Source organism: Salinicoccus sp. Marseille-QA3875 (assembly GCF_054950095.1).
This window is the reverse complement of sequence record NZ_CM143103.1, coordinates 1,876,011-1,888,640: the sequence shown is the minus strand read 5'-3', so window position 1 is coordinate 1,888,640 and position 12,630 is coordinate 1,876,011. Positions and strand designations below refer to the sequence as shown.

Here is a 12,630-nt window from a genome sequence, read left to right as displayed (position 1 = left end):
CATCAACCTTTCACCGGTAGCGCAACTTTATGCGTATCGGAAATTGCCTGGAGCGGAAAAGCCCGGCCTTCGTCGTCCAGATACTCTGAGAAATGCTGGTCGTACTCTTCTTTGATCTGCTGGCGCAGTTTCAGATTACTTTCCACTTTTTCAACATTCGTATCCGGTATCGCAGCAATCAGACGCTTCGTGTATATATGCTGCGGATTGTTGAATATTTCTTCGGCGGTCCCCTCTTCGACAAGGCGTCCGTGATACATGATGCCGATATGCTGGCACATGTGGCGTACGACACCAAGGTCATGTGCGATGAACAGCATGGTCAGATCCATATCCTGCTGGATTTCCTGCATGAAGTTCAAGACCTGCGCCTGCACCGATACATCCAGTGCTGAAACCGGCTCATCTGCGATGATCAGTTTCGGACTCAGTGCGATGGCGCGGGCGACCCCTATACGCTGGCGCTGTCCGCCGGAGAATTCGTGCGGGAACTTATATAATGAACCCGGCGGCAGACCGACTCTTTCCAGTAATTTGAGCACTTCTTCAATAAGTTCGTTCTTCGAATATTTCTCATAATTTTTCAATGGCTCCGCAACGATGTCGAATACTCGTTTACGTACGTTCAATGAAGAATACGGGTCCTGGAATATCATCTGGATATCCCGGTTGACGCCCAATTTCTTCCCTTTACCACTTAACTTTTCCCCCTGGAAAAAAATTTCTCCCTCAGTGATGTCATTGAGGCCCATCACTGCCTTTCCGGTTGTCGTTTTGCCGGAACCGGACTCCCCTACAAGTCCGTATGTTGTACCTCTCGGAATTGAAATACTCACTCCATCAACCGCTTTGACATGGTCTTTCACCATGTTAAAGAAGCCCCCCTTGATTGGAAAATGAATTTTCAAATCATTGATTTCTAAAAGTTTATGACTCATTGCTTACCGACGCCCCCTTCTTACCATCCATCTGCCCGGCTTCAACGCGTCTTTCCATTTCTCTCTGGTCCATTGAATTGTCCAGATAAAAGTTCTTATAGCATGTACATCTCACCATATGGTCGGGCGCAATTTCCCTGAGCTCCGGCTTATGCTCATGCTCATCCGCCCCGATCCATGGAATTCTGGGGGCGAACCTGCAGCCGTCACGGTCCATCTTGTTGAGCGCCGGCACGACGCCCTGTATCACATGCAGTTTTGCACCGAGCAGTTCTTCGGTCGGCAGTGAATTGAGGAGTGACCGTGTATAAGGATGCTGCGGATTGGTGAACAGCTCTTTTACAGGTGCGACTTCAACAATCTGCCCCGCGTACATCACTGCTACCCTGTCCGCCATCTCCGCCACGACGCCAAGGTCATGTGTGATCAATAAAACCCCGGAACCGAGATCGTCCTGAAGCTCACGGATCAGGTCAAGAATCTGAGCCTGGATGGTGACGTCGAGCGCCGTCGTCGGTTCATCTGCAATAAGCAGCTTCGGACGGTTCGCGATTGCGATCGCAATAACTACACGCTGCCGCATCCCCCCGGACAATTCATGAGGGTACGAATTCGCCACACGGTCCGGCCGCGGAATGCCCACCCTGTCAAGAAGTTCTATAGTATATGCTTCCCGCTCGCTTTTTCTTTTAGTATTATGTATTGTCAGCGTTTCCAAAATCTGATGTTTGATTTTCATCAACGGATTGAGCGCCGTCATCGGGTCCTGGAAGATCATTGCCATATGGCCGCCCCTTATTTTATTCATCTTACGCTCATTATTTTTGAGCAAATCCTGCCCTTCGAATAAAACTTCTCCTGTCACCCGTGCGTGTCTATGTAACCCCATCAGCGAAAATGCCGTTGCACTTTTACCCGAGCCGGATTCCCCGACCAGTGCAAGCACTTCATTTTCACGGATTTTCATATTTACATCATCAACAGCTGGATAATATTCACCATCTATTTTGAATGAAGTTGTTAAGTTATTGACCTCCAGAAGATGTTTAACCATTAACCATCACCCATCTCTCCTTCATTTATTATTAAAATGCTGTTATATTCAAAATGTCGAAAAATTCTAACAATTATACCACTTTTTAAAAATTCTTTTAGGCTGTTCTTCAGATGCTTTTATTTGTTTTTCACAATCTTGCATTATCTTTGTGATTTTGGAATTGCGGGACTTTTTAAATAATATCACTTCTTATTCTCATTGTAATTATTCAATCTTGAATTTTCAATAGCAACTTCAACGTTTTGGCACAATACGGTTTGACGGATTTAAATATACACCATTGAATATTTATTTTCAATAACATATTTGTAATGAATGAACCCTGAATGAAAGCGATTACAATAGAACCCTTGACTGGTAGAGGGTTCACAAAGACTTTGTGAAAAAATTATTTAATGAATAATTTTATTGCCATGCACCTATACTTTTCATCCTGTTTGTATTATTATATAGAGTAGCTAAATATGTTTAGGAGTTGTCGCTTCCATGAAATATATCGTTACATTCGTTTGGGCATTAATGCTGTCACAGATGGTCAACTTTATATTGAACAGTCTGGCCGGCGGTGGACCGTACAGTTTTATGAGCGGTATACTGCTCGCGGTATTGATTACCCTGACTGTTTTCGTTCTGGATATCATGATGAAAGATCCGGACAAAGCTGCTGAATAGAGCAGCAGAAATCCTTCCCTCACCTGCTGTAATCCGGCGGTGGGGGTTTTTATTTCCTAATAAATGATGATCGAGGTTCAGCATGACTAATATTTTACCTGCAATACGTTCATTGAAAGATTTTGAAAAATTGATCGGCAGTCCGTATAAGAAAGTTGTTTTACTGGATATCCATATCGGTAATCTTGCGAGCCATATGAAGGTGATGCATGACCATGGTTTCCAGGTGTTCATCCACCTGGACCTGATCAAAGGGCTTGCCATCAATAATGAAGCGCTTGAATATATTCACCAGAAGTTCAAACCGTACGGCATCATTACGACCCGCGGGAAGCTGGTCAACAAGGCGACGGCGATGAAACTTAAGACGATTCTTCGTGTCTTTCTGATCGACTCTTCATCTGTGGAGAAAAGTATAGATATGATCAACCAGACCAATCCGGACTATATAGAATTATTGCCGGGCATCGTGCCGAAGATGATTCATTTCTATACGCATACACAAAATGTCGATGTCATTGCCGGCGGGCTGATCGAGACGAAACAGGAAGTCGAACAGGCGATCCAGGCTGGCGCCGAATTCGTCACCACTTCAAAAATAAATCTGTGGTTTGATTAAGTTTAAATTTGACATTTTAAAATCGAGAGGTTATATTTTAAACAAGTTAATAGCGATGGAGAATCAGAGTCCGCATTTATAGTGTTCCTACTATAAGTGTGGACTTTTTTAATATCTATTAACAAAATACAAAGGGGGAATCAAGTAATGAATGTTTACATTGCAGAGTTTGTCGGCACTGCGGTACTGATATTATTCGGTGCCGGCGTTGTTGCAAACGTCAATTTGAAAGGATCGCTTGCGAAAGGGGCCGGGTGGATCGTCATTGCATTTGGATGGGGCTTTGCCGTCGCGTTCGGCGTGTATGCGGTCGGTCAGTTTTCTGACGCCCATATCAATCCGGCAGTGACTCTCGGCTTTGCGTTCGCCGGCGTATTTCCATGGGTGGACGTCATCCCGTACATCATCGCCCAGGTTTTGGGCGCCATGCTTGGTGCATTTCTCGTGTGGCTCCACTTCATGCCGCACTTCAAGGCAGAGGAAGATCCGGATACTAAGCTCGGAGTATATGCGACCGGTCCGGTCTATCCGAACTACGTCGCCAACTTTACGAGTGAGATGATCGGCACATTCATCCTGTTGATGGGACTGCTGTTCATCGGTGCAAACGAGTTCACGGAAGGCCTGAATCCGCTCATTGTCGGTTTTCTTGTGACCGCAATCGGTCTGTCACTCGGCGGTACGACGGGATATGCAATCAATCCGGCACGTGATTTCGGTCCGAGGCTTGCATATTTCCTGATGCCTATTCCAGGCAAAGGCGGTTCAAACTGGAAATATGCACCGGTACCTATATTGGGACCGCTTGCCGGTGGTGCTCTCGGTGCCGCAGTCTACAATTTCGTATTCTTGAGCGCACCGGACATCTACTTATTGTTCGCAATCATCTTTGTGATTGCCGTACTCGTTTTAGGGGTATTCTTAAACAAAGCTGTCTTAAAAGAAGAAACATCAAAATTAATGTAATCCAAGGGGGATTTGAAATTGGAAAAATATGAGGAAAAATATATCATGTCCATTGACCAGGGGACAACAAGTTCAAGAGCGATACTTTTCAATAAAAACTCGGAAGTGGTGGCAACGAGCCAGAAGGAATTCAAACAGTACTTCCCGGAGTCCGGCTGGGTCGAGCACAATGCGAATGAAATCTGGAGTTCGGTGCTCGCATGCATCGCCGGAGTGTTGTCGGAAAATGATATCAAGGCTTCACAGGTGGAGGCCATCGGTATAACAAACCAGAGAGAAACGACGGTCGTCTGGGATAAGAATACCGGCCGTCCGGTCTATCACGCGATTGTCTGGCAGTCTCGCCAGACGGCGGATATTTGTGAAGAACTGAAGAGCCAGGATCTCGAACCGAAATTCAAGGAGCGCACAGGTCTGCTTCTTGACCCGTATTTCTCAGGGACGAAAGTCAAGTGGATTCTTGATAATGTGGATGGCGCCCGGGAAAAGGCGGAGAACGGCGACCTTTTATTCGGTACAATAGATACATGGCTCATCTGGCGCTTTACCGAAGGCAATGTCCATGTAACGGATTATACGAACGCGAGCCGCACCTTAATGTACAATATCCATGATCTGAAGTGGGATTCAGAGCTGCTCGAACATCTGACGGTGCCGGAGTCCATGCTTCCGGAAGTCAAATCTTCAAGTGAAGTCTACGGTGAAACGACCAAAGCACACTTCTTCGGTATCAACGTACCGATTGCAGGTGTCGCCGGCGACCAGCAGGCAGCACTTTTCGGCCAGCTGTGCCTTGACAAAGGTGATACGAAAAACACTTACGGTACCGGGTGTTTCCTGTTGATGAATACGGGTACTGAAGCGATGAAGAGTGAAAACGGGCTGCTTACGACAATCGCTTACGGACTGGACGGCAAAGTGCATTACGCTCTTGAAGGTTCAATATTCGTCGCAGGCAGCGCCATCCAGTGGCTGAGAGACGGCCTCAGAATGTTTACAGATTCTTCTCAGACCGAAAATTATGCAGAACGTGTCGATGATACCGGAGGCGTGTATGTCGTTCCGGCATTTACAGGGCTCGGTGCGCCTTACTGGGATTCAGAGGCGCGCGGTGCAGTTTTCGGACTGTCACGCGGTACCGAGAAAGAACACTTTGTGCGTGCGACGCTCGAGTCGCTTGCGTATCAGACGAAAGATGTTCTCGATGCAATGCAAAAGGATGCGGGTACAGATCTTGATATGCTCAGAGTGGACGGCGGCGCTGCAGAAAATGATTTCCTGATGCAGTTCCAGTCCGACCTGCTCCGAACCCGCGTCGAGCGTCCGGAAGTGCTGGAAACGACTGCACTCGGTTCAGCGTACCTTGCAGGCCTTGCTTCAGGATTCTGGTCTTCTGTCGATGAAATTGAGCAGGTATCGGATACGGATTCCGTATTCGAACCGGAAATGGACCAGGAAAAGATTGATGAGTTATATGAAGGCTGGCAGGCGGCAGTCAGTGCGACGCAGTCTTTCAAGCCGAAACGTTTAAAAGAAGAAGAATAGGTTTATTCATATAGGAATACCAATCATTTTAGGAGGATTTGCAACATGTTGAATATGTTAACCAGAAAAGATCAACTTGAGCATATGGAAAAAGTCGATTATGATGTCGTGGTGATTGGTGGTGGGATTACCGGTGCAGGTGTCGCACTGGATGCAGCAAAACGGGGTATGAAAGTCGCTTTGGTGGAGATGCAGGACTTTGCAGCAGGTACATCGAGCCGCAGTACGAAACTTGTGCACGGCGGCCTGCGCTATTTGAAACAGATGCAGATTGGTGTGGTCAGATCCACAGGTCTCGAACGTGCAGTCGTTTATGAAAACGGCCCGCATGTAACGACACCGGAATGGATGCTGCTGCCTTTTCATAAAGGTGGTTCATATGGTGAGTTGATGACGAGCATCGGGTTGAAAGTATATGATGCACTTGCAAGAGTCAAACAAAGTGAACGCCGTCAGATGCTTTCAGTCGACGACGTTATAAATAAAGAACCTCTCGTCAAGCAGGAAGACCTTCTCGGCGGCGGTTATTACGTCGAGTACAAAACCGATGATGCAAGGCTGACGATTGAAGTGATGAAAAAGGCCGTGGAATTTGGTGCAGACCCCGTCAATTACATGAAATCAACTGGTTTCGTATATGACAAAGGGCAGATCGTCGGTATTCGCGCGCGTGATGAACTCGGCGGCCGTGAATATCAGATTTTAGGCCGCCGGGTAATAAACGCCGCCGGCCCGTGGGTCGACGAAGTGCGAGAAGAAGATCCGGCATCCAAAGAGATCAAGAAGCATATCGTCTTATCAAAAGGCGTCCATATCGTCTTCGATAAGAGTGATTTCCCACTCGGACAGGCCATTTATTTTGATACGAAAGATGATGGCAGAATGATGTTCGCAATTCCGAGAAACGGCAAAACTTATGTCGGCACAACAGATACTTTTTATGATGAAAATATTGCAAAACCGATTGCAACACAGGAAGACCGCGATTATCTGCTGAAAAATGTGAACTATATGTTCCCTGAACTCGATCTGACCGATGACAATATTGAATCCAGCTGGGCAGGCATCCGTCCGTTGATTCAGCAGCCGGGTAAAGGCCCTTCTGAATTATCCAGAAAAGATGAAATCTGGGTGGCAGACAGCAAGCTGATCAATATTGCCGGCGGTAAACTTACAGGGTACCGTCATATGGCTGAAGATATCGTCGACCGCGTTGCGAAAGAACTGAAGAAAGAGTACGGTGTGAAATTCAAAGCATGCGATACGGAGAACCAGGTCATTTCCGGCGGAGATGTGGGCGGCAGTGATAACTTCGAGGCCTTCATAGAAGCTGCTGCCGAGAAAGCTGAATCCTACGGGCTGACTAAAGAAGAAGGCCGCGATATTGCTGAGAAATACGGCAGTAACGCTGAAGAAATATTCACGCTCGCAAGCGCAGTCGATCGAGACAACGAACAAGGTCTTCCGCCTGTCGAGTATGCCAAAGTGATATACAGCATTCAAAATGAAATGACCGCAAAACCGACAGACTACTTCGTGCGCCGTACAGGCGACTTATATTTCGATGTCGATCTTGTCAGAAAATATCAGGACGGTGTCGTCGCCCTGATGCAGAGCACACTCGGCTGGAGCGATGAAACCCACGATCAGATGGTGGAAGAGCTCGAATTCGCTTTAAAGAATGCAGTCGGAGAGTTTGTTAAATAGATATTGAATTGGGTTGGATCCCCTGTCAGGAGATGGCAGGGGATTTTTTGTGTTTGTTTCTTATCAGCGCTTCGTTTTGGAATCGAAGCTCCGTTGGAGCGTATACCACATGCTCGCGCGGCTGACGAACATGTGTTAAACCTCCAATGCATGCTCGTGCGGCTGACGAACACGTGTTAAACCTCCAATGCATGCTCGCGCGGCTGGCGAACACGTCTTAAACCTCCAATGCATGCTCGCGCGGACGGCGAACACGGGTTAAATATATTTTATAGGTACTCGCCATACTCACGAATACCTGCAGAAACTTTAATAGGTACTCGCCACGCACGCGAGTGCCCGGAACGCCCTGAAATACAAAAAGATGCCCCGGAAGTTGAGAGTGTCCTCATCTTCCGGGGCATGATTTTTATTTCCATTTAATTATTGTGTTTCGAATTTGAGTTCGCCGTCTGCATAATCGACTTTGAAGTTCTGGCCTTCTACCAGATCGCTTTCAATCATTTTACGGGCAAGTGGTGTCTCGATGTGTCTGGTGATGAAGCGTTTCAGCGGGCGTGCACCGAATTGGGGTTCGTATGCTTCGTCCGTAATCCAATTTTTCGCAGCTTCGGTCACTTCGACGCTCATATGCTGGCTCTCGAGTCTGCGGTTCAGGTCGTCGACCAGCTTGTCGACGATCATGCCCATATTGTCTTTCGACAGCGGGCTGAACATGACGATGTCATCCATGCGGTTGATGATTTCAGGCTTGAAGTACATGTGGACTTCGCCCATCACTGTATCTTTGACTTCATCTGTCAGCACACCGTCGTTTTCGACTGCGTCCAGCAAGTGGCCGGAACCGATATTGGATGTCATGATGATGATGGTATTTCTGAAGTCGACGGAACGCCCTTTTGAATCTGTCAGGCGGCCTTCGTCCAATAGCTGCAGCAGAATGTTGAAGACATCACTGTGCGCTTTTTCCACTTCATCAAGCAGTATGACGGAATAAGGCTGGCGGCGGATGGCTTCTGTCAGCTGCCCGCCCTCTTCGTGGCCGACGTATCCCGGCGGTGCTCCGATGAGTCTGGACACGGCATGTTTCTCCATGTACTCACTCATGTCGATCCGGATCATGTGCTTTTCGGAGTCGAACATCGTGGATGCGAGTGTTTTTGCGAGCTCGGTCTTGCCCACACCCGTCGGTCCTAAAAATAAAAAGCTCCCGATCGGACGGTCCGGATCTTTGATGCCGGCTCTTGCACGGATGACTGCATCCGCAACCAGATCTACAGCTTCATCCTGGCCGACGACACGTTCATGAAGTATATCTGACAGCTTGAGCAGCTTGTCTTTCTCCGTTTCAACGAGTTTGCTGACAGGAATACCCGTCCATGTGCTGACGATATAGCCGATTTCCTCTTCGGTCACGACTTCCCGTATGATACGGTTCTCACCGGCACTCGCTTCCTGCAGCTCATTTTCGAGCTCGACCATTTCTTTTTCAAGCTGAGGCAGTCTGCCGTGCCTGAGTTCAGCGGCACGTTCCAGTTCATAGTTGTTTTCCGCTTCTTCAAGCTCCTGCCTTGCCTTATCCACTTCGGCACGTTTATCGTTAACACGGCCGATCTGCTCTTTCTCTTTTTCCACACGCTGGGACAGGCTTCCCTGCGCTTCACGTGCTTCGGACAATTCTTTCTGCAACTCATCGAGACGCAGCCTTGAAACGGAATCATCTTCATTTTTAAGTGCCTGTTCCTCGATTTCAAGCTGCATGACCCGGCGGTTGATCTGATCCAGTTCGGTCGGGTTCGATCCCATTTCCGTACGGATCGTTGCGCTCGCCTGGTCCATCAGGTCAATTGCCTTGTCCGGCAGGAATCTGTCCGTAATGTAACGGTCTGATAATTCTGCAGCCGCAACAAGTGCACGGTCGGTGATCCTGACACCGTGGTGGACTTCATAACGCTCTTTCAGTCCGCGCAGTATTGAAATCGTATCTTCAACATCAGGCTCAGGGACCTGCACCTTTTGGAAGCGGCGTTCCAAAGCGGAGTCCTTTTCGATATATTCACGGTACTCATTCAGAGTCGTTGCACCGATACAGTGCAGTTCGCCTCTTGCGAGCATCGGTTTCAACATGTTCCCAGCGTCCATGGCACCTTCAGTCTTGCCGGCGCCGACAAGCATGTGGATTTCGTCTATGAATAAAATGATCCGGCCTTCGGATTCTTTTATTTCCTTAAGGACGGCTTTCAGACGCTCCTCGAATTCCCCGCGGTATTTCGCACCGGCGACGAGCGCGGACAGGTCCAGTTCAAAAATGGTCTTATCCATCAGGCTGTCCGGCACGTCCCGTCTGACGATCCTCTGTGCGAGCCCTTCGACAATGGCAGTTTTACCGACACCCGGCTCACCGATCAGCACCGGGTTGTTCTTTCTTTTACGGCTTAAAATACGCACCGTGCTTCTCACTTCTTCATCACGGCCGATGACGGGGTCGACATTTCCGTGTCTGACTTCTTCGACCAGGTCACGGCCGTATTTTTCCAAAACTTCATATTGTACTTCAGGATTTTGTGATGTCACATGATTCCCTCCTCTGACTTTCTCTATGACTTCTCTGACAATTTCATCTTTGTTTCCGACGGTTTCTTTCATTATATTGTCGTTCTGGATCGCACCGAGCAGCATATGTTCCTGGGAAATGAAAGTATCGCCCATTTCAGCCATATACTTTTCAGCACGGTTGATGATGCTTGTAAATCCATTGGACATGTACTGTCCGTACTGGACATTCTCGCCTGTAACAACATTATATTTCTGTAATTTCTCATCGTATTTTCCAATGAGCGCGTCTACATCGATATTGACGCGTTCCAATATGTCTCTCGACATGCTTTCATCGATGGTCAGCATCGCTTTTACCACCGCTTCAGCTTCTATCGCCTGCAGTTTCAGGTCCACGGAGATGCTCTGGGCACGCTCTATGATCGACTGCACTTGATAGGTCATTTTATTAATATCCATAAATGTCACCTCACATGACTTTTAATAGTTTGACCTTTTTTGACCTTAATTTAATTATACTACTTTTTACCCTATTATCAAGTTATTTATCGCTTTTGGGAGATTTTTATTTTATACTATAGTTTAGATTTTTAGGAGGCATATCAATGGAATTTTGGGAACTGATCAAATACATATTTTTAGGGCTGCTTCAGGGAATCACAGAACCGATTCCTGTATCATCCAGTGGACATCTCGTCATTGCAAGAGAGCTTTTCGGCATAGAAGCGACCGGCCTGTCCTTTGAAATATTTTTGAACACCGCTTCACTGCTTGCTGTTCTATTCATATATAGAAACGATATCATCGTCATCGTTACAAACTTATTCAGGTTTTTATTCCAGGGGGCGCGGGACGCCCAGGCGATCAAGGACGCCAAATATACGATGTACCTGATCATCGCGACGATCCCGGTCGGTATCATGGGAATTTTACTTAAAGACGTCATCGGTGAAAATATCTCGATGGGCTTCGTCGGCTTGATGCTGCTTGTCACGGGGCTTGCGCTGTGGTTCATTAAAAATAAACGCGGCCAGAAGCGTGACGGCGAACTCACCATCAAAGACTCTGTCATCGTCGGTCTCGCGCAGGTCGTCGCACTGACGCCCGGCGTCAGCCGGAGCGGCGCGACCCTCGTCGGCGCGATGGCAGTCGGATTGAATCAGAAAAACGCGCTCAGATTCGTCTTCCTGCTATATATTCCGGTATCACTCGGGACGGCACTGATCGGTATACCCGATATCGCACGCGACCCGAACATCGATACTTTATGGTTCGCTTATGTACTGGCATTCATTGCATCGCTGATTGCGACCTACTATGCACTCAGATGGCTGCAGGGCGTGATGGAGCGCGGCAACCTGATCATATTCAGCTATTATTGTTTTGGACTCGGAACATTTGCGATTCTTTACCAACTCATTTTTTAAGGAAGTGTTTTGATGAAAATATTAGTCACAGGATTCGATCCGTTTGACGGTGCAGACACCAACCCTTCTTACGAAGCTGTGAAAAACCTGCCGGATACGATTGCGGGCTGCGACGTAGTGAAAGCGGAAATCCCAACCGTCTTCCGCAAATCAAAAGAAGTCCTACGTGACTTGATGCTCAGTGATGATTTCAGATTCATCCTCGCAGTCGGTCTCGCCGGCGGCAGAAGTGAAATGTGCGTCGAGCGCGTCGCGCTCAACATCGACGACGCCCGAATTGCGGACAACGAGAACAACCAGCCCATCGACGAAATGATTGAGCAGGAAGGACCGGCCGCCTACTTTTCCAATATGCCGGTGAAGAAGATGGTGCAGGCGATGGATGATGCAGGCATTCCGGCACGCCTGTCGAACACCGCAGGCACGTTCGTCTGCAACCACGTCTTCTATCAGCTCGGCAACCTCGTGGATACCGAATTTCCCGCTGCGAAATTCGGATTCATCCATGTGCCGTTTTCAGAAGACCAGGTTGAAAATAAAAACCGTATGCCCGCGATGCCGCCGGGTGATATCACGAGAGGGCTGCACGCGGCTGTCGAAGCGATGGTGGAGGAAGGTGACGACCTCAACAGTCCGTTCGGGGAAATACATTGATTGATAGAGAGCAGACGGCTGAGGCCGTCTGTTTTTGTATGGTTGGAACGCCTGCCGGTCAAACTACTCCCCACTTGGCCGAGGGGGTTTTATTTCAAAAAAAGAAAAGACCGTCACAATGTGACGGCCCTTCGTTAATCAATCATCTATTTAGCTTACGCCGAGCGCAATCTTGGCGTAGCGGCTCATCTTGTCTTTGTCCCAAGGCGGGTTCCAGACGATGTTCACTTCCGTGTCTTTTACTTCCGGCAGTTCTGCAAGTGCCTGCTTAACGCCGTCAACGATCTGCGGTCCCATCGGACAGCCCATCGATGTCAATGTCATTTCCACACCTGCGTTACCGTCCTCATCAAGGTTGACGCCATAAACCAGACCCAGGTTGACAATATCTATACCAAGCTCAGGGTCGATGACGTTTTCTATTGCACCCATCATGCTCTCTTCCATTTCCTTATCCATCCATCTCACTCCTTTAGAGAATTACTTATC

11 protein-coding genes are annotated in these 12,630 nt (G+C 48.0%); 7 read left to right on the top strand and 4 right to left on the bottom strand.

The window, feature by feature from the left end:
* Window positions 1-2: 2 nt before the first annotated feature.
* Both ACY8DT_RS09780 and ACY8DT_RS09775 read right to left on the bottom strand, forming a co-directional pair.
* Window positions 3-938, bottom strand: coding sequence for an ATP-binding cassette domain-containing protein (locus ACY8DT_RS09780; RefSeq protein ID WP_462420120.1), 936 nt, complete (start codon window positions 936-938; stop codon window positions 3-5).
* Window positions 928-1,992 carry an ABC transporter ATP-binding protein gene (locus ACY8DT_RS09775; protein WP_462420119.1) on the bottom strand — a complete coding sequence of 355 codons (1,065 nt, stop codon included), beginning with the start codon at window positions 1,990-1,992 and terminating at the stop codon, window positions 928-930. Before ACY8DT_RS09775 ends, ACY8DT_RS09780 begins: the two co-directional genes overlap by 11 nt.
* Window positions 1,993-2,481: 489 nt before the next feature.
* Between ACY8DT_RS09775 and ACY8DT_RS09770 the strand changes: the two genes are divergently transcribed.
* The 5 genes from ACY8DT_RS09770 (at window position 2,482) to ACY8DT_RS09750 (ending at window position 7,504) form a co-directional block, all read left to right on the top strand.
* Window positions 2,482-2,667, top strand: a complete 186-nt coding sequence (locus tag ACY8DT_RS09770) for a DUF2929 family protein (protein WP_462420118.1) — start codon at window positions 2,482-2,484, stop codon at window positions 2,665-2,667.
* A gap of 82 nt (window positions 2,668-2,749) precedes the next feature.
* Entirely contained in the window at window positions 2,750-3,286 is a 537-nt protein-coding gene (locus tag ACY8DT_RS09765) for a glycerol-3-phosphate responsive antiterminator (RefSeq protein ID WP_462420117.1), read from the top strand.
* Window positions 3,287-3,433: 147 nt separating this feature from the next.
* Complete coding sequence (locus ACY8DT_RS09760; protein ID WP_462420116.1) at window positions 3,434-4,252, top strand: MIP/aquaporin family protein; 819 nt, start codon at window positions 3,434-3,436, stop codon at window positions 4,250-4,252.
* Between the two features lie 45 nt (window positions 4,253-4,297).
* The gene (glpK, locus tag ACY8DT_RS09755) at window positions 4,298-5,797 is read left to right on the top strand and encodes a glycerol kinase GlpK (RefSeq protein ID WP_462422256.1); all 1,500 of its coding nucleotides are present in this window, start codon (window positions 4,298-4,300) and stop codon (window positions 5,795-5,797) included.
* 45 nt (window positions 5,798-5,842) lie between these two features.
* Entirely contained in the window at window positions 5,843-7,504 is a 1,662-nt protein-coding gene (locus ACY8DT_RS09750; protein ID WP_462420115.1) for a glycerol-3-phosphate dehydrogenase/oxidase, read from the top strand.
* A 423-nt stretch (window positions 7,505-7,927) separates the two neighbouring features.
* On the opposite strand, the gene clpB is transcribed toward ACY8DT_RS09750, so the two are convergent.
* Window positions 7,928-10,519, bottom strand: coding sequence for an ATP-dependent chaperone ClpB (gene clpB / locus ACY8DT_RS09745; RefSeq protein WP_462420114.1), 2,592 nt, complete (start codon window positions 10,517-10,519; stop codon window positions 7,928-7,930).
* A gap of 146 nt (window positions 10,520-10,665) precedes the next feature.
* On the opposite strand from clpB, the gene ACY8DT_RS09740 reads away from it, so the two are divergent.
* Complete coding sequence (locus ACY8DT_RS09740) at window positions 10,666-11,487, top strand: undecaprenyl-diphosphate phosphatase (RefSeq protein ID WP_462420113.1); 822 nt, start codon at window positions 10,666-10,668, stop codon at window positions 11,485-11,487.
* A 12-nt stretch (window positions 11,488-11,499) separates the two neighbouring features.
* Window positions 11,500-12,141 (top strand): pyroglutamyl-peptidase I, encoded by a 642-nt coding sequence (gene pcp, locus ACY8DT_RS09735; protein WP_462420112.1) that lies wholly within the window; start codon window positions 11,500-11,502, stop codon window positions 12,139-12,141.
* A gap of 150 nt (window positions 12,142-12,291) precedes the next feature.
* Here the strand turns inward: pcp and ACY8DT_RS09730 are convergent, their stop codons facing one another.
* Window positions 12,292-12,600: a metal-sulfur cluster assembly factor gene (locus ACY8DT_RS09730; RefSeq protein WP_462420111.1), complete on the bottom strand. Its 309-nt coding sequence runs from the start codon at window positions 12,598-12,600 to the stop codon at window positions 12,292-12,294.
* Window positions 12,601-12,630 lie beyond the last annotated feature (30 nt).

What these genes read in the sequence shown, in the direction of transcription:
- ACY8DT_RS09780 (WP_462420120.1), bottom strand. Translation starts at nt 938, where the DNA reads ATGAGTCATAAACTTTTAGAAATCAATGATTTGAAAATTCATTTTCCA.
- ACY8DT_RS09775 (WP_462420119.1), bottom strand. Translation starts at nt 1,992, where the DNA reads ATGGTTAAACATCTTCTGGAGGTCAATAACTTAACAACTTCATTCAAA.
- ACY8DT_RS09770 (WP_462420118.1), top strand. Translation starts at nt 2,482, where the DNA reads ATGAAATATATCGTTACATTCGTTTGGGCATTAATGCTGTCACAGATG.
- ACY8DT_RS09765 (WP_462420117.1), top strand. Translation starts at nt 2,750, where the DNA reads ATGACTAATATTTTACCTGCAATACGTTCATTGAAAGATTTTGAAAAA.
- ACY8DT_RS09760 (WP_462420116.1), top strand. Translation starts at nt 3,434, where the DNA reads ATGAATGTTTACATTGCAGAGTTTGTCGGCACTGCGGTACTGATATTA.
- glpK (WP_462422256.1), top strand. Translation starts at nt 4,298, where the DNA reads ATGTCCATTGACCAGGGGACAACAAGTTCAAGAGCGATACTTTTCAAT.
- ACY8DT_RS09750 (WP_462420115.1), top strand. Translation starts at nt 5,843, where the DNA reads ATGTTGAATATGTTAACCAGAAAAGATCAACTTGAGCATATGGAAAAA.
- clpB (WP_462420114.1), bottom strand. Translation starts at nt 10,519, where the DNA reads ATGGATATTAATAAAATGACCTATCAAGTGCAGTCGATCATAGAGCGT.
- ACY8DT_RS09740 (WP_462420113.1), top strand. Translation starts at nt 10,666, where the DNA reads ATGGAATTTTGGGAACTGATCAAATACATATTTTTAGGGCTGCTTCAG.
- pcp (WP_462420112.1), top strand. Translation starts at nt 11,500, where the DNA reads ATGAAAATATTAGTCACAGGATTCGATCCGTTTGACGGTGCAGACACC.
- ACY8DT_RS09730 (WP_462420111.1), bottom strand. Translation starts at nt 12,600, where the DNA reads ATGGATAAGGAAATGGAAGAGAGCATGATGGGTGCAATAGAAAACGTC.